Annotated in this window: 15 protein-coding genes; 1 reads left to right on the top strand and 14 read right to left on the bottom strand. The window is 70.0% G+C overall.

Going from position 1 to position 22270, the window contains the following annotated elements:
* Window positions 1–477: 477 nt before the first annotated feature.
* The 12 genes from IE267_RS34800 to lysA all read right to left on the bottom strand — a co-directional run bounded on the left by IE267_RS34800 (window position 478) and on the right by lysA (window position 17258).
* Window positions 478–873 (bottom strand): hypothetical protein, encoded by a 396-nt coding sequence (locus tag IE267_RS34800; RefSeq protein WP_189765961.1) that lies wholly within the window; start codon window positions 871–873, stop codon window positions 478–480.
* Complete coding sequence (locus IE267_RS34795) at window positions 870–5129, bottom strand: polymorphic toxin-type HINT domain-containing protein (protein ID WP_189765960.1); 4260 nt, start codon at window positions 5127–5129, stop codon at window positions 870–872. Before IE267_RS34795 ends, IE267_RS34800 begins: the two co-directional genes overlap by 4 nt.
* Window positions 5130–5349: 220 nt before the next feature.
* Complete coding sequence (locus IE267_RS34790) at window positions 5350–6255, bottom strand: ALF repeat-containing protein (RefSeq protein WP_229861601.1); 906 nt, start codon at window positions 6253–6255, stop codon at window positions 5350–5352.
* Between the two features lie 221 nt (window positions 6256–6476).
* A complete protein-coding gene (locus IE267_RS34785; protein ID WP_167151222.1) occupies window positions 6477–7013 on the bottom strand; it encodes an RICIN domain-containing protein in 537 nt (178 codons plus the stop codon).
* A gap of 132 nt (window positions 7014–7145) precedes the next feature.
* Window positions 7146–7691, bottom strand: coding sequence for an RICIN domain-containing protein (locus IE267_RS34780; protein ID WP_167151220.1), 546 nt, complete (start codon window positions 7689–7691; stop codon window positions 7146–7148).
* Window positions 7692–7738: 47 nt separating this feature from the next.
* Window positions 7739–9316: an AbfB domain-containing protein gene (locus IE267_RS34775; protein ID WP_167151217.1), complete on the bottom strand. Its 1578-nt coding sequence runs from the start codon at window positions 9314–9316 to the stop codon at window positions 7739–7741.
* 329 nt (window positions 9317–9645) lie between these two features.
* Window positions 9646–10386, bottom strand: coding sequence for an SDR family NAD(P)-dependent oxidoreductase (locus IE267_RS34770; protein ID WP_189765958.1), 741 nt, complete (start codon window positions 10384–10386; stop codon window positions 9646–9648).
* Window positions 10387–10391: 5 nt separating this feature from the next.
* Complete coding sequence (locus tag IE267_RS34765; protein WP_189765957.1) at window positions 10392–11429, bottom strand: enolase C-terminal domain-like protein; 1038 nt, start codon at window positions 11427–11429, stop codon at window positions 10392–10394.
* On the bottom strand, window positions 11426–12631 hold the full coding sequence (locus IE267_RS34760) for an ROK family transcriptional regulator (RefSeq protein WP_189765956.1): 1206 nt from the start codon (window positions 12629–12631) through the stop codon (window positions 11426–11428). The genes IE267_RS34765 and IE267_RS34760 overlap by 4 nt, the downstream gene beginning before the upstream one ends.
* 42 nt (window positions 12632–12673) lie before the next feature.
* Window positions 12674–14026, bottom strand: a complete 1353-nt coding sequence (locus tag IE267_RS34755) for an MFS transporter (protein WP_229861600.1) — start codon at window positions 14024–14026, stop codon at window positions 12674–12676.
* A 7-nt stretch (window positions 14027–14033) separates the two neighbouring features.
* Window positions 14034–15596: a right-handed parallel beta-helix repeat-containing protein gene (locus IE267_RS34750; RefSeq protein ID WP_189765955.1), complete on the bottom strand. Its 1563-nt coding sequence runs from the start codon at window positions 15594–15596 to the stop codon at window positions 14034–14036.
* A gap of 375 nt (window positions 15597–15971) precedes the next feature.
* Window positions 15972–17258 carry a diaminopimelate decarboxylase gene (gene lysA / locus IE267_RS34745; protein ID WP_189765954.1) on the bottom strand — a complete coding sequence of 429 codons (1287 nt, stop codon included), beginning with the start codon at window positions 17256–17258 and terminating at the stop codon, window positions 15972–15974.
* A 140-nt stretch (window positions 17259–17398) separates the two neighbouring features.
* Here lysA and IE267_RS34740 point away from each other — a divergent pair, with 140 nt between their 5' ends.
* On the top strand, window positions 17399–19015 hold the full coding sequence (locus tag IE267_RS34740) for a helix-turn-helix domain-containing protein (protein ID WP_189765953.1): 1617 nt from the start codon (window positions 17399–17401) through the stop codon (window positions 19013–19015).
* On the opposite strand, the gene IE267_RS34735 is transcribed toward IE267_RS34740, so the two are convergent.
* Together IE267_RS34735 and IE267_RS34730 are read right to left on the bottom strand one after the other, a co-directional pair.
* A complete protein-coding gene (locus IE267_RS34735) occupies window positions 19000–20580 on the bottom strand; it encodes a serine hydrolase domain-containing protein (protein WP_189765952.1) in 1581 nt (526 codons plus the stop codon). The two genes, IE267_RS34740 and IE267_RS34735, sit on opposite strands and share 16 nt — an antisense overlap.
* Complete coding sequence (locus tag IE267_RS34730; protein WP_189765951.1) at window positions 20580–22073, bottom strand: APC family permease; 1494 nt, start codon at window positions 22071–22073, stop codon at window positions 20580–20582. Before IE267_RS34730 ends, IE267_RS34735 begins: the two co-directional genes overlap by 1 nt.
* Window positions 22074–22270 lie beyond the last annotated feature (197 nt).

Raw genomic sequence — 22270 nt, 5'->3', positions numbered from 1 at the left:
AGCGCGGAGGGCGCCGTGAAGCCCCGCGGAGCAGCGGGCCGTGAAGCCCTCGACCCGGTCGGCCTGGGCTCAGCTTGGACGGGCGCCCCGACGCCCCGACGCCCCGTCAGGCGAGGGGCGATGCCGTGGGATCGGCTGCCACCTGTCTGACGTGGTCCAGCTGAAGCCCGCACCCTTTCTTCACCTTAGATTTATGCACCAGACTGTTGCTGGAGCAGCTAAAGATTCTCCATAAGTCTGCCGCCGGAGCGCCAGCAGCGGTGTGCGGGTTTATCTGGGGTCAAGATGTGGAGGGGGTATGTCCACGACATACCCGACTCGGTGAGCGCGGCGCTTTGGTTGGGGTATAGCAGCCGACCCTCAACCACTCACACCCCCAACAACGTGACAACGCCCCGCAAGAAAGATGAGGCAGGGCGGTCACTCGTGAGAGTGACCGCCCTGCCTCATTGACAGCGGTGCCGGGTGCTCCCGGGATCAGTGACCGCTCGGGGTCTTCCCGTAGTAAGGCCGGATGGTCCTGGCCAACTTCCGCTGAATCACGCGCAGCGTGGTGATGGTCGGCTCATCGTCGAGTCCGGTGGTAGTCGGCCATTCGACTCCCGACCCCATCAGGTCGCTCGCGAAGACGATCTCCACCGCAAGCAGCACACGCGCCCACTCCACCGGAGAGATCGGATCATCCGAGGCGAGCGCGCTACGAAGCGCGAGGCACTGGTCAACCAGGTGCTGCGCATCCGTGAACCCCATTCCGACGGCCAGTTGGTCGCTGCATCGAGCCGGCCCGCACCACTCCAGGAGGGCGCGTCGCAGCAGGGCGATCTCATTATCGGCAAGCAGTTCGCCCGCCGCCACCGCATCTTCAGACGTCATTCCAGTCCTGCCCAATAGTCTTCCAGCTTAGTCGGATCCAGGCGGTAGATCGATCCCGCGTCCTCAGCGTTCGGATTGTGGACTACGAAGGTCGTCCCGTCCTTTCCGAGGTAGGCCTTCCGTCCGCGGGCCAGATCCTTGGTACGCGATGGGTTCGTCATGACGTCCTGCGCGAGCTTGACGAGATCGTCCACCGACATGCCAGGGAAGTCTCCCGCGTGCTTGCTCTGCGCGTGTCCTTGGGCGATGAGGTCAGCTTCTTCGATCCGCACGTCGTCCGTGCACCACGCGTAATTTGAATTGTGCACCAGGAACGGCGTGGCGCCCGCCAGGACATAGTACGTGTGGAGACCATCGACGGTGAGGTTGTACACCGTGTGGAACTCGGTCCACGAGCGCGTGCCAACGACCTTGCGGAGCTCACCGTCAGGGGTGCGCAGCTGGTCGCCCGCCTTGAGCGCCGCGGCAGCCAACCAACGCCCCTGGTCTGCCACCCAGAACGGGTGGCCGCCTGTGGCGGTAACCACGCCTGTAGCGTTGCCGGCCTCTCCGTCGGTGTCGATGGTGATCTGGACGAGGTTTTTCTGCCCCGTGCCGACGATCACGTCAGTGACGGTTCGCGCCTCTGTTTTTCCGGATTCCGGATCTGTGGCCAGCACCTGCTGCCCGACCCGGACGTCACCGATCGGCTTGCGTGCTCCGCCAGCCATCAGCACGGGAGTTTCCGGAGTGAAACTGTTAGCCTTTGCCTTCACCCGGCATACGGGGCTCTTCTCGAGCTTCTGAAGGGCCTCCTTGCCTTTGCCGATGATCTTCTTCGCTGCAGCTGACTCCTCCAGGAACTTCCCGATTCCTCCGGTGATGCGGGTGAGGGCCTTGGCGATCTCCGGAGACTTCTTGAGGACGGTGATCATCTTGCCTACGGGAAGAGCGCCGATCACCGCCCAGACGCAGCTTTCGATATTGCCTTCGGTCAAGCACTCCTTGATGTCTCCGAAAAGGAGGTCGACCAGGATCTGGCCGCCGTTCTCGATCAAGAAGTCCGTGATGTCCTTGTTGGCGAGTGCGCGAGCTTTCTCGTACTCCTCGGGCGACATGCCCGACTGCTGGAGCGCCCACTTCTCCTGCGCGGTCAGTTCAGGACCGCCGCCCTTGCCGTCCTGCCCGACGGCCTCCTCACGGCGCTTGCGTTCCTGTTCGCGCTGGTACTCTTCGGCCTTCTTCGCTGCTTCGTCGGCCTCCTTGGCGTAGGTTTCGGCGTTCTTGGCGGCTGTCTCCGCCGACTTGGCGTGTTCTTCGGCGGAGTCGGCGAGCTTGCCGGCGTCGGTGGCATCCTTCTCCGCCTGTGTTGCCACGCCTTGGGCGACCACAGCCTCCTGTTCGGCAAGGTCAGCAGCGCCAGCAGCCGCGGAGGCGTGCTGGTCGGCTTCGGCCGCGGCGCCGCGTGCTCGTGCTGCCTCGGCCTCGGCCTGGTTGGCTGCCTGGCGTGCGGCCGCAGCGTCCGCGTAGGCCTGGTTGGCGCTCTGGCGGGCGAGTTTGGCGTCGGCCTGGGCCTGGGCGTCGGCCTCGATGGCCCGTGCCGCCGCTGCTCTCGCCCTGGCTCCGTCTTCTGCCGCTTGAGCGGCGGACTTCATGGCTGCCGCGGTCGAGCGTGCGGCGTTGGCGGAGGACCGTGCGGCGTCCGCGGCTGCCTTGAACGCCGGGGCCACTTCGGCACTTGCGCGCTTTGCAGCGGCCGCTGCGGAGTCGGCGGCCTTGACTGCCTCGGCCGCCTTCGCTTCGGCGGAAGTGACCTGTTCCTGCCCCATCTCCAGGGCGTCCTTGGCCACCAGGGCCGCGAAGTCCGCGTCGATGTCCTTGCCGGAGAAAGACGCGGTCAGCGCGATGGCGGTGTTGGCAGGGTCTGCGATGCCGGCCGCGGTCGTGCGGGCAGCGTTCGCGGCCTGCACCGCGATACCGGACTGGAGTTTGGCCATCGCGGCCTCACGGGTGGCGCCTTCGGCTTCTGCCTTGGTGCGGTTGGCGGCCTGCAGGGCGTTGTTCGCCTCGATCGCGGCCAGACCTGCCAGGCGGGCGGACTCGTGGGCGGCCATGCCCGCGCGGGCTTCCTGCAAGGTGGCTTCAGCCGCGCTCGCGTTGGCGCGCTGTGCCGCGGCGTGGGTCTTGGCGGCTTCCGCTTCGGCCTTGTTCGCTGCAGCGTTGGCGGCCGCAGCCGCTGCTTCGGCCTTGTTCGCCGCCGCGTTGGCGCGAGCAGCATGCGCCGTTGCCTCTGCCGCTGCGGCCCGTGCCCGAGCTGCCGCTCCTGCGGCCTCGGTTGCCGCGGACCGCGCGCGTACTGCCGCGCCGCTTGCCGTGTTGGCCGCGCCCCGGGCTTCACCGGCTGCCGTCTTGGCGGTGTTGGCTTCCGCCCGCGCCGACTCCGCAGCGTTCGCTGCCATAGCGGCGTCCGCGGTACCGCGGACCTTGGCCGCGATCGCCTCGGTGGCCTGTGCCCGGGCTTCCTTAGCGTTGTGATCCTGCTCAGCCTTGTGAGCCTTTTCGCGGGCATTGCGGGCGTTGGTCTCTTCGCCTCGGGCATTCTCGTCCGCCTTGGACGCGATGCCTTCCTGCTCGGCGGCGTGCGCGCGGGCCTGTGCCGCTGTGGCGCCGGCTGCCTGGGCCTCGGCTCGGGCCGCCGAAGCCGTGCGTGCCTCGGCCTCCGCACGCGCTCGTGCGGCCGCCGCGGTGTTCCGCTCCTTCTCGGCCCGGGCGCGTGCCTGCGCCGCGAGATCGCGCTCGCGTTCGGCGATCGCGCGCTGCTCGGCCGCGATCTTCGCCTGGCGCTGAGCTTCCTCCCGAGCCTCGCGGGTCTTCTTCGCGTGCTCCCAGGCCTCCTTCTCGGCCTTCTCGGCCGCGATGCGAGCCGTCTTGGTACGGGAGGCCGCGTCGGCCGCGATCTGGGCCTGCTTGCCGGCGGCGTCGGCCAGCGAGGCCGCGACCTTGGCGTGCTCGACGGCGTTCGCTCGCCACGCCTTGGCCTGCTGCTCGTGCAACTGGGCCTGGTTCTTGGCGTTCAGGCCCTTGGCGTCGGCCTCGGTGGCCTCGATCGCCTTCTGGGCGGTCTGGCCGGCCTTGACCGCTGCCTCAGCAGCTGCCGCGATACCTGAGGCGACGTCGGACCACTGCGTGCCGTAGGTCAGGCCGGTCTCGACGAGAACGTCCGCCTGGACTTTCGCCTGCGCGGCCGCGACCTTGGCCGCCCTGGCCGCGTCGTTGGCGATGGTGACCTGGCGCGCGGCCTCGGCCTTGACTCCGTCGTAGGAGGACAGCGCCTTGCCGGCACGGTCGGCAGACAGCATCCGGTCCGCTTGGCGTGCCTGCCCGGCCGCGGAAGTCATCGCGTTGGACGCTTCCTTGAGGGCCTTGACCGCATCGCCGTGCGCGGCAATCAGCTTCGTACGCGCCTCGGCGGCGCGGGCGGCCTTCTCGGCCAGGTCGCGGAGCTTGTCCGCGGCCTCCTGTGCGTCCTTCAGGGCCTTCTCGTGAGCTGCCCGATCCGCGGCGTCCTTGTTCTCCGCGACCAGGTATCCCTTGTCGAGGAATTCGGCGATGACCTTGTCGTCGTTCGTGGCCAGGGCAGCCGCCGCGGCCTTCTTGACCTCGGGTCCGCCCGAAGCCACGAGCATTTCGACGCGCTTACGCAGTTCCGCCGCGCGCTCCTTGGCGTTCTGCTCGTTCTTCTTGTCCTGCGTGCGAGCGATGTCCGCGCCGAACGCGAGGAAATCCGCACGTGCCCTGGCGTCGCCCTTCAGGACACGCTCGACCTCGGCGTTGAACACCGGCCCACCGGTGCCCCGCATCGCCTCGATCTGCTGACGGTTCTTGACGTCGGCGCCAGCACCCTTGTCCTTGGCACGCTGGCGCGCCTCGGCTTCGCCGTGCGCGAGGAACTCCTTGACGGCGTTCGGGTCGCTGCTGTCGAGCGCCTTCCTCGCAGCCTCGCGGACTTCCTCCTCCTCGTCGAACTCGGCGTAGTCCTCGACGAGTTGCCGGTCACGCTCGGCACTCACCTTGTCCAGCTCCGAGGGCGCAGGAGCCGCCGGTGCCGTCGCCGCCTTCGGCAGCGACGCGGCCAGGCGGTCGAACGAAGCCAGAGTCTCGGTCAGCGAGGCCTGTTCGGCACGGGCCGTCGTCGCGGCCGCCGCGTCGCCGGTCGAGCCGGCGAGGATGGCCAGGGCCAGCGTCGCCGACAGAGCACCCGACGCTGCCGCGGTCACCCGACCGCGTCGTCTTCCGGCTCGTCGCCGGAATCTGTCAATCACGGGATGTATCCCCCCACGTTTTGAGATCGGAAAGACTCCCCGCGCGCACGGCGTCACCGCCGTGCGCGCGGGGAGGGTCAGGAAGTTTGAAAGAAGGGTTGGAACGGCGCGATGTGCGGGCGCCCGGGGCGGGCGGGCAGGTCAGGCCGGCCGCACCCCGGGACACGTAGTGCGCTCAGCCCTTGACGCGGTTCTCCGCGTTCCTGGCCTGCTGGAACATGTCCTGCCAGAAGCGAGCCGATCCGGCCGCCGCTGCCTGTTCCTCGGCCCAGGACGTCCCGTTGGCCTCAGCCGGGTCACCGATCGCCTTCCAGAGGCCGTTGGCGGACTCCTTGGCGGCCTTGGCGATGTTCCGCCAGTTCTCCGCCTGGGCTGCCGCGGCCTCCTGCTCGGCGATCCACGCCTTCTGCGCGGCATCCGCGTGCTCGGAGACCGCCTTCCAGGCAGCCTCCGCCTCGGCCCGTGCCTTCGCCGCGTCGACGGCGTTCCTGACCGCCGCCTCGGCCGCCTGGGCCTGTGTGATCAGCTGGGTCAGGCCGGCGCGACGCACTGTCTCGGTGTCGGTCACGTGGAGGCGGTAGGCCTCCAGGTCCAACGCCCCTGCCGTGGACCAGCCGTAGTTGTAGAACTCGGCGACGTCCGCGTCCGCGGCACCGGGGCGGACCGCCCACTGGGCTGCCACCCGCACCTGCTCGCCCAGGGCCCGCGTCGCGAGCGTGCCGACGAACTCCCGGTCGCCGGCGGCGACTTCCTGCCGGCGCTGGGCATCGGCCTCACGGGTCACGCGGTCATGCTCCCGGGCCAACGCGTAGCCGGACTTCACGAAAGCGGCCCGGTCGGCGTCCGTGCCCTTCAGGGCCTTCTGAGCCGCCGCGCGCACCGCGGGTGAGAACTCCTCGGAGTTCGTACTCACCACACGCTCGCAAAACGTCCGGTTCTGCACCCGGGAGTCCTTGAGGCGCTGCTTGGTGTAGGCGTATCCGCCGCCGGGGGCGATCCAGTCCGTGATCGCCGCGTCCCCACGTGAGTTGCGCAGCGCGTTCCACGCGGAGACGCGGAGCTCGGCGGGGAGCTTCGACACGGCGATCGAATGGACGTAGGCGCGGGCACTTTCAGCCGCCGCTGCCTTCAAGTCGGCTGCCGCGTCGGTCGGTTGTTCTGCCGCCGTCCGACTCGATATGACTGTGCGCACCGGTGAGTCGGCCCGGACGGGATCCGTGCCCGCAAGAAGACTGCCGCCACACGCCAACAGGGCGACCGTAGCGGCCTGGGCAATCCAGCGCTGCGTTCTCACTGGGGTCCTCACTTGACCGGTTTGATCTGCCACAGCTGGGCGTCACTCTGATTGCAGTACCAGGACTGCGCCTTGATGCCGTTGTCCGCCTTGGCGCCCGTGACGTCCAGGCAGCGGTCCTCGACATGCGTGGGGCGAAGTTGGAACACCTTGTTGACCTGGTCGACGAGCACGAGCCGCCAGCGCTGCTGCTTGCCTCCGGTACACGTCCACTGCTGGACCCTGGCCCCGGCCTGAGTCCCGCTGTTCTCCACCTCCAGGCACTTGCCGCTGGCCGCGGAGCGCAGCTCGAAGGAGGAGTCGGCGACGGGGACCAAGCGCCACTGCTGGGCCACAACGGCGGCGCAGGTCCACTGCTGTGCGGCCAGGCCGTTGTCCGCCTGGCCGTTGTTGATCTCAAGGCACTTGCCGCTGTGCATCACCTGGAACTGCGCAGTGGTCTCCGGCGCGGCTGCCAAGGGGGTGGCCTGGTCCGCTTGGGCCGTGGTGGTGCCTGCCGCCAGGGCGGCGACGCTCGCAACACCGGCCAGGGCGGCTCGGGTCATCCGTACCATCGTTGGTTCTCTTTCTGCTGTGCGATTGCGGGTGCCTGGCATGCGGCGGGAGCACGCTGACAGGCACCGTGTGTGGGGCGCGTCCCGGCCGGCCTGCTGCCGGTGCCGGGGCGGGAGGAGGTGTCAGGACTTGGCCGGCAGGATGGTCCAGCGCTGAGCTGGGGTGCTGTTGCAGGTCCACGACTGGGCGTTCGCGCCGTCCTTGAGGCTGCCGTCGGCGATGTCCAGGCAGTGGTCCGTGGCGTGGGTGGGACGCAGTTCGTAGGTCTCGTTGACGACATCGACCATGACCAGCCGCCAGCGCTGCTGCGGTACGTCGCTGCACCACCACTGCTGGACATTGGCGCCGTTCTGCTTACCCGCGTTCTCGACTTCCAGGCACTTGCCGCTGTGCTCGATGCGTACCTCGAAGGAGGCAGAGCCGGTCGGCTCCAACGTGAGGAGCTGGTTGGGGAGACTGCCGTCGCACTTGGACTGCACCGCGTTGGCGCCGTTGCGGAGACTGCCGTCCACGACGGTGAGGCACTGGCCGCTGTGCTCCGCACGCAGCTGCACTGCTGCACCGGCCTTGGCCGTGGTGGCCTGGTCGGCGTGGGCGATCGTCGCACCGCTGGAGAGCACGGCGGCGCTGACTCCGAGGGCCAGCGTGGCTCGCAGGGTCCGGGACATCTGGGTTTTTCCGTTCTGGAGAAGAGGGGGGTTCGGATCAGGACGGGTCAGGGCGCGAGCGGGTCGGCCAGCTTCCACGTCACGTCCTGTTCGAAGGTCTTGCCTCCGTCGAACCGGTTCTTGCCGTCCTTGGCGGCTGCGAGGACGTCACCGGCGAACTGGCGCAGCCAGCGCTTCGGCTGACTCGCCGACTCGAAGGACTTGCCGGAGCCGGACAGGCCCGGGCGGGCGCACCACGTGGCGTCTTGGGCGGAGGCGTCGCTGCCGTCGTGGGGTGCGGCCACGACGCGCAGACCCTTCAGCGTCAGGTAGGAGCCTCGGTCGCGGGCCGACTCGAAGGAGTAGCAGTCGGCCTTCTTGGCGAGGGACGGCACGACGATCCAGGTCGCGTCCTCTCGGTCGGTCTGCTTGCTCGCGCCGGCGACCGGTGCCACGAACGCTTCGTTGGCGTCCACCCGGGACTGCCGGAGGAAGAAGCCCGCCGGCTTGCCCGAGGCGGGCTGCAGCGACTGGCGCATCGCGCGGTACTGGTTCTCGCTCTTGAGGAACGCGACCACGTCTTCGTCGGTTCCGACCAGGGCCTTGTTCGCCTTGGCCACGAACCAGGGGTTCACACCGGTCTTGTTCAGGAGAGCCGTGAGCTGCTTCAGCTGCAGCCTGTTCGCCTCCGCCACCTGCCGACGGCGCTTTTCGGCGTCGGCCTTGTAGGCCTTCTCTGCTCCTGTGTGGATGAACTCCCGCCAATCGGCGGGGGCGGAGCTGAGGGCGGCCTTCTGCGCGGCTGCATAGAGCTCGGGCCCGTTGGCGGCGACGGCCTGGCGCAGCAGTTCGCGAATGAAGTTGTCGTCGCTGAGGCTCAGCATGGCGTCCGACGGCACGATGTTGAACAGCGCCGCGGCGCTCTTGCGAGCAGCGAGTTCCTGGCGTCGCTGGGCCTCCTCGCGATTCTTCTCCTGCAGTTGCCTGACCTCTTCGGCGACGTCGCGCTGATGGGCCTCGCGTGCGCCGTTGGTGATGAACTCGCGCCAGGCGGACGCATCCCCGGCCAGCGCCGCCGCTGCGGCCGTCTTGACCTCCGGACCCGCCGCTTCGTGCTTCATGACGGCGCGAACGAAGTTGTCGTCACTCAGGGCCAAGAGGTCGGGGCTGCTGGGAATGCCCACCGCGATGAGCGCCTGGGACTTGGCGAGCCGCTGCGCACGCGCGGCCGCTTCACGTTCCTGCTCGCGCTTCTTGTCGGTCTCGTACGCCTCATGGATGCCCGTGACGATGAACCGCACATGGTCTTCCGGGGCGGCGCTGAGCATGGCCTCTTCGGCTGCCATACGCACGGCCTCGTAGCGCTCGCCACCCTCTCGGGCCTTGCGCCAGAGTTCCTGGAGGAAGTCCAAGTCGCTGCGCTGGAGCACGTCCCAGGTGGCGTCCAGGCCGACGACCGCCGCAGCAGAGACGCGCTGGCTCTCGTCTGTGCCGATGGCGCTGGCCGCAGCGGCGGAGTTGCTCGGTGCCGCCAGCGCAGTGGTGGGTGCGACCACACCCACCACAGCGGCGAGCGCCGTGGTCGCGACGACGCCACGGGCCAGGATCCCGCGCACACGTGCAGGAGTGATGTCTCTGTTGTCCATGCTGGTTCGACTTGCTCTCTTCATCATGTAATGCCCCTGTAAATAAAGGGGAGATGGGGGTGAAGTCTTGAAGAGTCACCCGATAAGAGTCAAACCGGACTCATGCTATATGCTCTTGACCAATATTGCCCTTAAGTGGGTTTGCCTTTGCAATGTCATGACTCTTTCTTGGTTCTCTTTGTGCGTAAGAGGCGAGCCGTCGACATGTAAGTCCAGCTACCGGAAGCCCAGTTGAGCTGAAGTGCAGCCGCCGCTCGAGACGCCGTTCGGGTCCAGCCCGGCGAGGGCATCTGCCTGGTCCCGGTCCGGCACGCCGGCAGCGTCACCGCCTACCTGTCCTCCCGGCGGCTGAGATGTACCTCCGGCAGAACGGCGAGAGCCCCGCCGTCCACGGGCAGGCAGACCCCGTTGACGTACGAGGACGCAGGCCCCGCAAGGAAGGCGACCACCTCGGCGACCTCCTCGGGGGAGCACAGGCGGTCCAACGGGTATGCCGCTCGGACGCGTTCGCGCTCGCCCGGGTCCCGCCAGCGGTGGGCGTTGCGCGGCACTGCGACGAAGCCGGGCTCGACCACGTTGGTACGGACCCCGAGGTGCCCCCATTCGGTGGCCGCCGCCCGGGCCAGCGCCCCGAGGCCCGCCTTGGCCACGGCGTACGGGGCGAAGCCGGGCGCGGCACCGTGCGCGTGCACCGAGCCGGTCAGGACGATGGACGCGGGCACTCCGGCGGGCTTGCGCCGGACCAGTGCGGCGGCCGCTTGCCACGCCGACACGAGCCCCTCGTCGAACACCCGGTGCCAATGGCGAGGCTCCAGCTCCTCCAGTGGGGCCCGGTGTTCACTGAGCACCGCGTGTACGAGGATCGATGCAGGCTCGGATGCCGCGTCGAAAGCGGCGGCGAGCAGGGCGTCTTCGGTCGCGTCGCCCTCGAACGCGGCTGCCACGCCTACGAGTTGGCGCACGGCAGGATCTCGGTCCGCGGCGATGACGGCCGTGCCGTCGGCGATCAGGCGGGCGACGACGGCACGGCCCACCCCGCCCGCGGCGCCGATGACGAGTGCGGTGGTCATGGTGTTCACCTTTCGGTCGTACGGGGCGTGATGCCGATCCCGGGTTCCGGGCGGAGCGTGTAGGCCGCCCCCGTCAGGGGTTCGGGCGGCGTGACGGTCGTTCCGCGCCACGGCACCTCGCCGAACATGATCTCCAGGGGCGGCCCGTCGGGCGGCAGCAGTGCGCTGACGTGGGCGCTGGCCGCCGTCGCCACCGGGCCGCTCGGGTTGTGGGGTGAGACGGCGACCCCGTGGGCCGCCGCGAGAGCCGCGAGCCGCAGGACCCGCAGCGGGCCGCCCGCATGCTTCACGTCCGGCATCAACACGTCGAGCGCGCCCGACCGCAGTGCGGGCAGCACCTGTGCGGGTGTGGCCGCGAACTCCCCGCCGGCCAGCGGCGCGTCGATCGCCGCACGGACGCGGCGCAGGCCTTCGACGTCGTCGAGGCGGGCCGTGTCCTCCAGCCAGCCCAGCCGCAGGGCGCTGAACTCTGGTGCATGCAGGAGCAGTTGATCGACCGTGAGGAGGTGATGCGCGTCCAGGAGGAGAGTGTGCTCGGGGCCGATGGCGTCGCGCACGGCTCGGGCGATGTCCAGGCCGCGACTGATCCGGTCCGGACCCGGGAGCCCGTCGAACGGGGCGACCTTGACCGTCGAGTGACCCGCCGCGATCGCCCGGCGAGCGGTGTCGGCGGCGGCCTGGGGGGTGCGACGGGGCAGCGCACGGTTGATGTTGGCGTAGAGCGGGACCGTCCTGCGGAGCACCGGCCGGGCGATCCGCTCGGCCAGCCAGTCCGCGAGGGGCAGACCCGCGTCCCGTGCGGCCGCGTCCGCCTCGGCCGTGCGCAGGCCTCCCGTCACCGTTCGGCCCGCGAATGTGTCGGGCAGGGCGGCACCGCTCGCCGCCATGGCGAGCAGACGGGACGCCTCCGCCTCCGGAATGTCAGACAACTCGCCCCATCCGCAGCCATGTTGGACCAGCAGCCACGTCGTGCGCTCGGTGACGGGGACGCGGATCGGGCGCGGGAGCATACGGCCGGACGTATCGGCGGGTGCTGTGGTCACGGCCGGCCCTGCCTTTCCATGGCGCGGGCGGCATCCCCGCTCTCGTAGGCCAGCGGATCGGCGTAGTACGCCGCCAGGAGCAGCGCCCCGGAGGAGGCGGCCAGTGCGTGCGGGCCGAGCGCGGTGGGCCGGACACGGTCGGGGTCCCAGGCGTTGCCGACGAGGCGGGCCGCCTCGTCACGTACCACGTCCGCATGGGGCAGGACGCCGCCGGACAGTACGACCAGGGAGGGGTCGAAGAGGTCCACGAGGTGGGCGACGGCCGTGCCGATGTGCCGGGCCCGTTCGCGCAGCAGGCTGTCGGCCACCTCCGTCCCTGTGGCGGCGAGGGTGTCGAGGCGGGCGAGTCCCTCGCTCGCTGTCATGATCCCCGCGGCCGCTGCGGCGTCCACGACGGCGCGGTCGGACGCCACGGCCTGCAGCACCCCGCGGCGACCGCACGCGCAGGCCGGGCCGGCCACGCCGATCGGCAGGTGTCCGATCATGCCGGCGGCCGACCGTGCCCCCGTATGTATCCGGCGGCCCATCGCAAAGGCCGCGTCGATCACATTGCCCGTGAACAGGTGCACCGATGTCTCGGCACCGCGCGCGCACCCGAACCAGACCTCGGCGGTGGCCTGGGCGCGAGCACTTGAGTCCACAAGGACCGGGAGGTCCGCGCCGAGTGCCCGGGTCAGGAGCGCGCGCAGCGGCACGTCCCGCCAGCCCAGCGCCTCGTTGTCGACGACGACTCCGGCGGCTGGATCGACCCAGCCCCCGGTCGCCACTCCGACACCGAGGACGGGCACGGTGCCCGCCTCCTTGCGCAGCCCCGCCACCAAGTCGGCTGCTCCGTCCACAAGTTGACGCGCCTGCCCCGGGTCGCGCTCGTGGCTGCGCACCTCGTGGACCCGGCCCCGCAGATCCACCAGGCCCGCGGTCGTACGCTGCCGTCCCACATGCACGCCGATCGCGTACCGCGCGCGGGGCACCAGATCCACGGGTATCCGGGGGCGGCCGCCGGCGCCGGGCAACGCGGGCAGCTCCCGCAGCACACCGGCGGCGACCAGGGGCGCCACGATCCGGCTGACCGTGCCCGCCGCCAGGCCGAGGCGCTCGGTCAGACCGGCGCGGGGGAGCGGGCCACCGTCCAGTACGGCCTGCAGAGCGGCGGCGGTGTTGGCGCGGCGCAGTCCCGCGGGAGTGCGGTGGTCGTCGGTCACGTGGCTCCGTTCGTACCTCGGGGTCGGCTCTTCTCGACTCGGCTACGCCTGATGCGTGTTGACCTCTTCCAGCTCCTTGCCCGTGGTCGCGAGGAACGGTGAGACGGCGATGATGATCGCGGCCAGCACGTAGGCGCATGCGTAGATCGCGACGGTCCGCAGCCCGAACTTCTCCAGGAGGTTCGGGACGAGCACCACGTTCAGCGCGATCATCAGACGGGTGACGGCCTGGGCGATGCCGGTACCGATGCCGCGCAGGGGCGTCGGGGATGCCTCCGACGACCACACCCAGGACAGCACGCCGGGGCCGAACCAGGTGAGGAGGGAGTACAGGACGTAAAAGGTCAGCAGGAGTCCGGAGGCCTTCGGGCCCAGGAAGGCGATGCCGAGGCCGGCGACGAAGACGCCGAGGCAGGACCAGATTCCCAGGGTCCTGCGGTTGACGCGGTCGATGACCTGGGCGCCCGCGACGACCGCGACCAGGCCCGCGACGAATCCGGCCAGCGAGAACCAGAGCGAATTCTTCGCGCCGATGCCGCTGGCCTCCATGACGAGCGGGCCCGCGACGGTGGCGACGGCACCACCGAACGCCTGGAGTGCGAAGAACCCGGTGACGGCCGCGAGGCGCCACCCCGCCCCCTTGCCGAACAGTTCCCGCAGCTCCCGCTTCTTCTCGACGGGCCCGGCCGGTGCGGGCGGTTCCTCGACGCCGAGCAGCGCGAACACCTGGCGGGCCTCCTCGTGGCGCCCCTGCGCCCGCAGCCAGCGCGGTGACTCGGGCAGGAACTGACGGGCGATCAGCACGCCGAATGCCGGGATCGCGGCGAGCCCGAACAGCCAGCGCCAGGTGTCCTCGCCCGCCACGTCGCGCAGCGCGAGCGCGATGAGGACGCTGGTGATCGCGCCGCTCAGCCACATCATGTTGGGCAGCGAGCCCGCGATCCGGCCGCGCCGGGCCTTCGGCGCTATCTCCGTGAGGAACGCATGCGAGGTCGGGATGTCCATGCCGACGGCGACCCCGATGAAGAACCTGGCCAGCATCAGCTGCCAGACCTCGGTGACGAACGCGGCGGCGAGCGAGGCGACGACGAAGAAGACCAGGTTGATGACGAAGATGACCTTCCGTCCGAACCGGTCGGAGAGGTCGCCGAACACGACGAGGCCCACGGCCGCGCCGATGAACGCGATGGCTCCGAGCCAGCCCACCTGACTCGCCGTCAAGCCGAAGGCGGGTTTGAGGAAGAGCAGCGCCGAGCCCATGACGAGCAGGTCGTAGCCGTCGATGAACTCGCCGAACGCGACCAGACGCGGTGTCCAGCGCTTGGCGAACCGGGCTCTGCCGGGGCTGATGCCCGCCGGGGGAGGGGCGCTCGTACGGGATGGGGTGGTGGTCATGGAGGCGTCAGGGTCCTTCGTGGAAGCCGATGGAGGGCGGGGTGGCGAGCGTGGTCCCGAAGTAGTCCCGGCCCCCGTCGCCGGAGATCGGACTGCCGGCCCCCAGGGCGGGTGAACCGGGCAGCAGCTTGAAGGCACCCGGGTCGTACGACGTGCTGGAGGGCGCGGCTAGCAGGGGTGCCGAGGTGAGGGTGGAGGCGGCGGTGGCCGGGACGGGCACCTTGTAGAGCAGATTGTGGTCGATGCGGAACGCCGAGTCGTTCAGCGTCCACTGCGCGGAAGACGACGAACTCCCGCCCCGAAGAAGGTTGTTGGTGAAGACGACGTCCAGCTCGCCGTCCTTCGCAGCGGATTCCGTGACGATCTGGTGGTGGGCGTCGTCGGGCAGCTGGACCGTGTTGTTGTAGATCTGCCCGCGGACCAGTCCGCCGGCGCACACCTGGAACGTGCGGGCGTGGTCGTTCACCGAGAGGTTGTAGCGAATCACGAAGTCCTTGCTCTGCCCCGGCACGCCGGCGCCGTAGGGGCACAGCAGGAAGAAACCGCCGCCGTTGTCGAAGGACACGTTGTACTGGAACGTGACGTGGTTCGTGGAGTGGTCCACGTCGTATCCCTGACCGTCCGCGGTGGTGTTGCCGTGCGCGGACCGGTTGTACTCGAAGGTGACCCAGTCGCTGTTGGCCGTCCACATGCCGGCGTTGACGGACCCGGCGCGCTCGTTGAACCCGTCCAGGTCGTTGCGCTGTACGAGCACGTCGCTGCTGGTCTTGACGACCAGGCCGTCGCCGCCGATGTCGGCGAGGGTGTTGTCCTGGATGACGGTCCCGGTGTGCGGGTGCCAGTCGGCGGTGCACAGTGAGGTCCAGAAGCCGACCATGTCGGGCCTGCGGCACCAGTTCGACCAGAAGTAGATCCCGGCCCGATCCACACTGTGGATGTTGTTGTCGGCGATGCGAAGGCCCTTGAAGGCGGAAGGGATTGTGCTCCCGAGCGCCTCGACGACGATGCCGCCGGACGCTCCCGCGTACTTCCCGTTGGCGGCGGCGCCACCCGTCTTCGCGGGCAGCGTGCCGCGCACGTCGTGGATGTCGAGACGCTGGAGGGCGACTCCGGTCAGGTCCCCGGAGTCGACGGCCTGGGCCCAGACGCCGCGTCGCGCGGTGGTGTTGTCGCCGGGCGCGGTCAACTCCAGGTCCTGGACGGTCACATACGAGGCGTTCTTCAGCCAGATCGCCGCGTAGTTGCCGTTCGCGTCGATGCGCGCCGCACCGGCCGTTCCGTAACTCCCGTACGTGACAGGCGCGTTCACCGTTCCGGAGAAGTGCGCGTACAGCTGGCCCCTGCAGGTGGCGCCGCGCTTGAACAGCAGGGTGTCGCCCGGTGCGAGGGCCAGGGTGTTCGCCGCCGGCATGGAGTTGATCGGCGACGACTGGGAGCCGGTGCCGTTCGTCGTGGCGGAACAGTCGACGTAGTACGTCGTGGAGGATGCAAACGCCGTTGGAGCGAGGGCGAGTTGGGCAGCGCCGACGAGGACGGCGAGGATCAGGACGAAGGGGCGGAGCACGGTCACACCTCCAAGTTGTGTGCGGAAAGAAAATAAGTCCGCGAGGTGTGAGTCAAGGGGTTCCGCAGGGGCTGCCATGCACTTGCAACACGCGCTACACAAAGGGAGGGTGCGGTCGTCCAGCCGTACGCCCGCCGGCGACCTGGGCATGCGGCCCGGCGGTGCCGCCCAGGAGCACGCGGAAGAGCGCCGAGAGCGCGAGTCGGCGAGCGGGTCGACGAACATGGTCAGTGGGGGAGCGGCGCAGCCGTGGCTCGCGCGGTGTGACGAGCCTGCTGCCAGACTCTCAGCCGCCCGAAGATGACCAGCGCTTCGGCAACCAACCCGCCCCCGCCGCAAGCCACAGCCTCCGGCGACCCCGGCATCGACCAGCCCCAGGCCTTACGGCAGATCGCGGCGCATCAGGTCGGTGTAGGTCTCGCGGCGCACCACGGCGCGGTGCGCGCCGTCGCGGACGAAGACCACCGGAGGGCGGCGCGCGCCGTTGTAGTTGTTGCTCAGCGCATAGGTGTAAGCACCGGTGGCCGGTACGGCGATCAGGTCCCCGACGCGCGGATCCGCCAGCCGGACGCCGACGCTGAGGCTGTCGCCGGACTCGCAGTGCCGGCCCACCAGGCGGCATAGCTCGCCCCCGCCGGTCGGACGGTCGGCGACGGCCGCCTCGAAGCGCTGCTGGTACAGGGAGACTTCGAGGTTGTCGCCCATGCCGCCGTCGACGGCGACGAAGGTGTGGCCTCCGCCGCGCTTGACGGAGACGACCCGGTACAGCGAGACGCCGGACTCGGCGACCATCGAGCGGCCCGGCTCGATGAGGATGCGGGCGTCGGCGGGCAGCAGGCGTCGGGCGGTGTCGGTAACGGCGTCGAGATAGGCCTCCACCGTGGGCGGCCGGTCGGCGTAGGTGTAGCGGGAGCCCAGACCGCCGCCCAGGTCGTAGACGGCGAACTCGCCGAGCTCGGCGACCGCCTCGACGGCCCGGGCGAACGGCGCCAGGTCCAGGATCTGCGACCCGACGTGCACATGGACGCCGTCCAGCCGCAGCCGATCGCTGCCCCGCAGCCGCGCGATCGCCTCCCGGGCCTGCGCCGGCGGCAGGCCGAACTTGGAGCCGCTCTGGCCGGTGGACACGGCCTCGTGGGTGTCGGGGCGGATGCCGGGGGTGACCCGGACCAGTACTCCCTGCTCCGCCGTCGTGCCCGCCAGGATCTTCTCCAGCCGGTCGATGTCGTCGAAGTTGTCGACGACTATCGTCCCGGCGCCGGCCTCGACGGCCAGGCGCAGTTCCTCCTCGGTCTTGGCGTTGCCGTGGACGACCAGGCCGGCCGGGTCCGCTCCCGCGGCCAGGGCGAGGGTCAGCTCGCCGCCACCGGCCACGTCGATGCCCAGGCCCTCCTCCGCGAGCAGCCGGACGACCGCGGTGCAGGGGAATGCCTTGGAGGCGAAGACGGCGCGGGAGTTCGGCCAACGGGCGGCCAGGCCGTCGGCGTACCGGCGGGCGCGGGCGCGGACCGACGCTTCGTCGAGGACCAGGACGGGAGTGCCGTAGGTCTCGGCGAGTTCGTCCGCCGGTACGCCGCCGATGACCAGTGCGCCGGTGCCGTCCCGGGTGGTCCCGTCCGGGAACAGTCCCAGAAGCTCCCGGCTCTCGTGTGTCTGCGTCGTTGCCATCTGCGCTCCTTGTGCCGCTGATCCGCGTCCCGCTCTGCTGTCATCCTCCCGCTTCAGCCACCCTGGATCTTCGTTGACATCATCAATCCAGACCTCCCAGACTTGACGCTCACAACAGTCCTTCGAGTCGGGGGTGCGGCATGCGGGAGTCGGGTACGCGGGGACATCTGTCCGTCCGTCAGCTCGTCGACAACATCGGGCCGGCGCTGCTGCGCCTGGCCCAGGAGGGGACCGGCAGTGGCGGACCGCTCACCGACATCGTCATCCACGCCCCGGGCGCGCCGACACAGCTGGGGCCCGGGTGCGTGGTGCTGGGGGTCGGCGTGACCACGGAGACCGAGCTGTGCGAGCTGACCGCGGCCATGCGGCGGGCCGGCGCGCACGTGCTCGCGCTGAAGGCCCCGGTGCCGTCCTCGGCCGACGACTGGCCGACGATCATCGAGGTCAACCGGGACGCGTCCTGGATGCACGTGGCGACGACCGTCCGTGAGCAACTGCTGGAGTACGCGAGGACGCGCGTGCGCTCGGCCGGAAGCGGAGCGGAGCTGTTCGCCCTGGCGAACGCCGTCTACGAGGCCGTCGGGGCACCGGTCACCATCGAGGACCGCTTCTCCGCGCTGGTCGCCTGGTCGGAGGGGCAGGACCGGACCGACTCCGAGCGGATCGAGACCATCCTGGGGCGAGCCGTGCACCAGCGGACGCTCGCCGAGCAGCGCGAGCGCCAGGAGTTCGAGCGGCTGCACTCCAGCACCGAACCGGTGTACATGGAGGCGACCGGGGCCGATCAGCTGGCACGCGTGGCCATCGCGGTCCGGGCCGGTTCGGACGTCCTCGGCTACATCTGGGCCGCCGTTCCCGGGCCGCTCGACGAGGCGGCCACGGCCCGGCTGCGTGAACTCGCGCCCGTGGTCGCCCTGCAGCTGGTCGCCCTGCGCACGGAGACCAGCTACGCCCGCCGCCAGCGCGGCGAGCTGGCCGCCGCCGTGCTCGGCGGGGCGGCCGACCCGGTGGAGGCGAGCCGGCTGCAGTTGGGCTCCGGCCCGGTCTGCGTCCTGGCCGCGGCCCCGCGGATGGCCGGTCGCCAGGGCTCCGACGCGCTGGACGCCGCCGGGCTGCGCCGGTTCGCGGACACGCTGGAGTACTTCCTGGCGGCCGTACATCCCCGTTCGGCCGTGGTGGCGGGCACCGGAGCGGTGTACGTACTGGCCGCCTGGCCTCCGGAACATGCCACGCCCTTGGAGTCGGCCGTCGCCCTGGCCCGCGACTTCCTCGCGCGGACCCCACTGGCCGGCGACTACGTGGTCGCCGTCGGCGGCCCGGCCGAGTCGATGAGCCGGATCGTCGACGTACGGGCTCAGACGGACGCCGCGCTGCGGGCCCTGCGGCACCCGGCCGTCCGCGGACCGGCCGTGCGCACCGTGGAGGACATGGCGCTTGCGGTGCTGTTGCTGCACCTCGTGGACGTGACCGAGGCGCTCGGCCTGCCGGACGCCGGCGGTGCGCTCCACCGGCTGCGCCGGAACGAGGGCCGGGACGGTCCGCTGGCCGCGACCCTGGCCGCCTACCTCGCCGCCGCGGGAGCCACCGACACCGCGGCGGAGGCCCTGCACATCCACCCCAACACCATGCGCTACCGGCTGCGCCGTATCCGCGAGGTTTCGGGGCTGGACTTCGCCGACGCCGACGCCATGCTGCTCGCGCACCTCCAACTCCGGGTGCGCGAGCTGCGGGCGGGTGCCTGTCAGGCCTCCGGGTGATCCCGGAACGAGCGCGTGTAGCGGCACCCGTCCAGGTCGACCCAGAGCACCGCGCCGTCCGGGTCGGGCCCGGACGTCAGGCGCTCCGGCAGCCGGGGGTCGGCTCCGACGCGGAACGTCCGGTCCCCGAGCGGGACGAGTTCGGGTTCGTCGCAGGGTGCCTCCACGCCGGTCGCGGCGATCATGTGCAGCCGTCCCGCCCGCTGCACGATGTCGAAGCTGGGATACCAGGGGGTGTAGCTGCGGTATTTCCCGGTCAACGGATGCGGGGGAGCGGCCGGTTCGGACGGGCCGGGGCCCAGTGACTCGGGCCCGTAGAGCCAGTGTCCGTCCAGCGAGTGGTGGTAGGCGGACCATGCCGGGTGATCGCACACCAGCCGCCCGTCCCCCGAGTCGTACAGCCTGCCGCTCACCCCGTCCGCGGTGAGCGAGAGACGGTCGTCCCCGCTTGCCTCGACGCGGATGCGACGCGACGAAGTTCCGTGGGTCCCGACGTAGCGCTGGGCATCGGCGATCCGCTCCGGATCGAACAGCGCCGGGTCCGCCGGGGCTCCTTGGACGACGGCCAGCACATGGCGGGCGAAGCGGTCGATGATCTGGCACTCGCCGGGCGCGTTGGTCAGCACGGCGACACCGTGCCCGCCGCTGATGTCGGCGGCGAGGTACGAGCGGTATCCGACCATGCCGCCGGCGTGCGTCAGCCAGGTGTGGCCGTCGATCACTTCCACATCCACGCCGAGCGCGTAGCTGGAACTGACGGCTCCGACGGGGAGCGTGACAATCCGGCGGAAAGACTCGGGTCCGATGATCCGGGTGTCGTCCAGGACGCCTCGGCCCAGCAGCATGCGGGCGAACAGACCCAGGTCGGAAGCGGTTGCCAGCACGTTTCCGTCGGCCGCCGAGTACTCGAAGAATCCGGCCGGTGCGAGCGGGGCCGACGGCAGCGGCGGGCGGTCGTCGCGCAGGAACCGGTACCCGGCCGCGAGTTCGGCGATGTCCTCGTGAGTGATCCGCGCCGCCGAGTTACCCATGCCGAGGGGCCGCAGCAGCCGCCCGGCCATGGCGTCCGCCAGCGATCCCCCCGTCACCTGCTCGACGATCAGCCCGAGCAGGTTGTAGCCCTCGTTGGAGTAGTGGAACAGCTCACCTGGTTCGGCCCAGGTCCTGGCATCGCGCAGCGCGTAGCCGCGTGCGGCGGCATCGGGCAACGCGTCGGCGCCGGCCACCAGACCGGAGGTGTGCTGCAGGAGGTGCCGCACGGTGATCGCGCGGGAGCCGCCGTTCGGGGCGAACCAGGGGAGGTGGTCGGAGACCAGCGCGTCGAGGTCCACCTTCCCCTCGTCCGCCAGTATGCCGATCAGGAACGAGGTGAAGGTCTTGCTGATGGAACCGATCTCGAACCGCGTGCGACGCGAGACCGGCAGCCCGCGCTCCGCGTTCGCGAATCCTGCGGTGACGAACGCCGACTCGCCGGTCCCGTCGACCACGCTGATCGCGATGCCCGGCACCGGCCACCAGTTCCGCAACTGCTCCGTAAGCCCGGTGAGTACCTGTTGCACATCCATCACAGACCCGCCTTCCGCGTACCGAATCCCGCGAACCGGTCCGGGCCCAGTTCGAAGCGGGAGGAGTCGATCTCCGCATCCGGCCGGTCGCCTTTGACGAACCGTCGGCACAGCGGATAGAGGACCACGGCCAGCACCGCCACCGTGAGACTCGTGCCGAACGTCACGGCCTCGTCGACCGCCGTACTCCACACCAGATACACGATCATCGCCGCCGGCAGCACGACGACCAGGACCGCCCCGGGCCAGCCGCCCGGCACCCGAACCGGCCGGAGCATCTGCGGATACCTCCAGCGCAGAACCAGGAAGGCCACGAACTCCAGCAGGATCGAGGCCAGCATGAGCAGCACCGTGGCCCGCAGGATCGAGCTGAAGTCGACGGCGGAGAGCACGACGACGACGGTGGTGCTCGCCAGCAGCGCACCCACCGGCGTGTTGAACCGCCTGCTGTCCCGGGCCATCCACCGTGGCAGATAGCCGTCCGCGGCGAGCGCCCGTGGGACCCGGGTGCTCGTCAGCAGGATCGCCATGAACAGCCCCACCAGGGAGAGCGCCGACCCCACGGAGATCAGCACCTTCAGCGGGAGTCCGCCCAGTGCGTCGCCGACCACGACGAAGTCCCCCTGCACCCAGTCGCCGGGCGAACCCCGGTGCAGTCCGCTGCCGATGGCGGCGATGGTGGGCAGCAGATAGGCGGCGACGATCAGCGGAACCGAGACGATCAGAGCCCGGGTGTAGGTCCGGTGCGCGTCGGCGACCTCACCCAGCACCGTGCTCGGGCCGTCGAAGCCGAGGTACAGCCACACGATCACGCTGAGCGCGCCGGCCACTGACGAGTGGAGGCTCTGCCCCGGCACCATGAAGGGCGAGAGCACGTTGATCCCGTTGCCGACGGCGTGCCGGATGCCGAGGACCGTCAGTACCGCGAACGGCGCGAGGATCAGCAGCATCATCCCGACCGAGTACTCGCTCACCGCTTTGGAGCCGCGGTAGTTGAGGTACGCCATGGGGAGGACGAGGGCGACGGTGACGATCCAGTGCAGGTCCACGACGAAACCGCCGTGGAACAGGTCCACTACGACCATTCCCTTCCCGCGGGCGATGCCCGGGACCCAGGTGCCCAGGTAGTCGACCAGCAGAATCGGATAGAGGGCGAGGTTCAGCACCGACCCGATCGAGTTCCAGGCGCCGAACACGAATGCCGCACCTCTGCCGAGCGCGATCTTCGTCCAGTAGTAGTAGCCCCCGTCGACCGGTATCGCGGCACTCAACTCCGCAGCCACCAGCGCATTCGGTACGCCGAAGACCACCGGCACCAGGACGATCATCAACACGGTCATGCCCGGACCCGCGCTGGAGAGCGAGGCTTCGAGCCCGAAGGGGCCGCCGGACACCGTGAAGAAGAAGATTCCGACCAGGGCCAGCACGCCGAGCGTGCGTCTGCCCGCCTCGGGCGCCGAACGTGTGACTTCCGACGGGATCGCTTCGGACATCTGGGCCCCACTCTCCGTTCGTGCCGCCTGGTCGGCACAACGTACGAGACGTCACCGGGGCCGTCCTCGTCCTGTGCGTCAAAGCCCGGGATTGTTGATTGTTGCCGTCACCAATGCCGGACGGATCCACCCGGAACACGAACCTACGTCGGCGTGCTCACCACGATCGTGGCCGGACTGCTCGTCTTCGGTGTCGT

It is taken from the genome of Streptomyces xanthochromogenes (genome assembly GCF_014650455.1).
Classification (GTDB): Bacteria; Actinomycetota; Actinomycetes; order Streptomycetales; family Streptomycetaceae; genus Streptomyces; species Streptomyces xanthochromogenes.
This window is presented reverse-complemented; position numbering and strand designations above follow the sequence as displayed.

Bases quoted from the DNA above. Each gene is read 5' to 3' on its own strand.
- IE267_RS34735 (WP_189765952.1), bottom strand. From the start codon at position 20,580: ATGGATGTGCAACAGGTACTCACCGGGCTTACGGAGCAGTTGCGGAAC.
- IE267_RS34755 (WP_229861600.1), bottom strand. From the start codon at position 14,026: ATGACCACCACCCCATCCCGTACGAGCGCCCCTCCCCCGGCGGGCATC.
- IE267_RS34800 (WP_189765961.1), bottom strand. From the start codon at position 873: ATGACGTCTGAAGATGCGGTGGCGGCGGGCGAACTGCTTGCCGATAAT.
- lysA (WP_189765954.1), bottom strand. From the start codon at position 17,258: ATGGCAACGACGCAGACACACGAGAGCCGGGAGCTTCTGGGACTGTTC.
- IE267_RS34740 (WP_189765953.1), top strand. From the start codon at position 17,399: ATGCGGGAGTCGGGTACGCGGGGACATCTGTCCGTCCGTCAGCTCGTC.
- IE267_RS34775 (WP_167151217.1), bottom strand. From the start codon at position 9,316: ATGGACAACAGAGACATCACTCCTGCACGTGTGCGCGGGATCCTGGCC.
- IE267_RS34770 (WP_189765958.1), bottom strand. From the start codon at position 10,386: ATGACCACCGCACTCGTCATCGGCGCCGCGGGCGGGGTGGGCCGTGCC.
- IE267_RS34785 (WP_167151222.1), bottom strand. From the start codon at position 7,013: ATGACCCGAGCCGCCCTGGCCGGTGTTGCGAGCGTCGCCGCCCTGGCG.
- IE267_RS34780 (WP_167151220.1), bottom strand. From the start codon at position 7,691: ATGTCCCGGACCCTGCGAGCCACGCTGGCCCTCGGAGTCAGCGCCGCC.
- IE267_RS34730 (WP_189765951.1), bottom strand. From the start codon at position 22,073: ATGTCCGAAGCGATCCCGTCGGAAGTCACACGTTCGGCGCCCGAGGCG.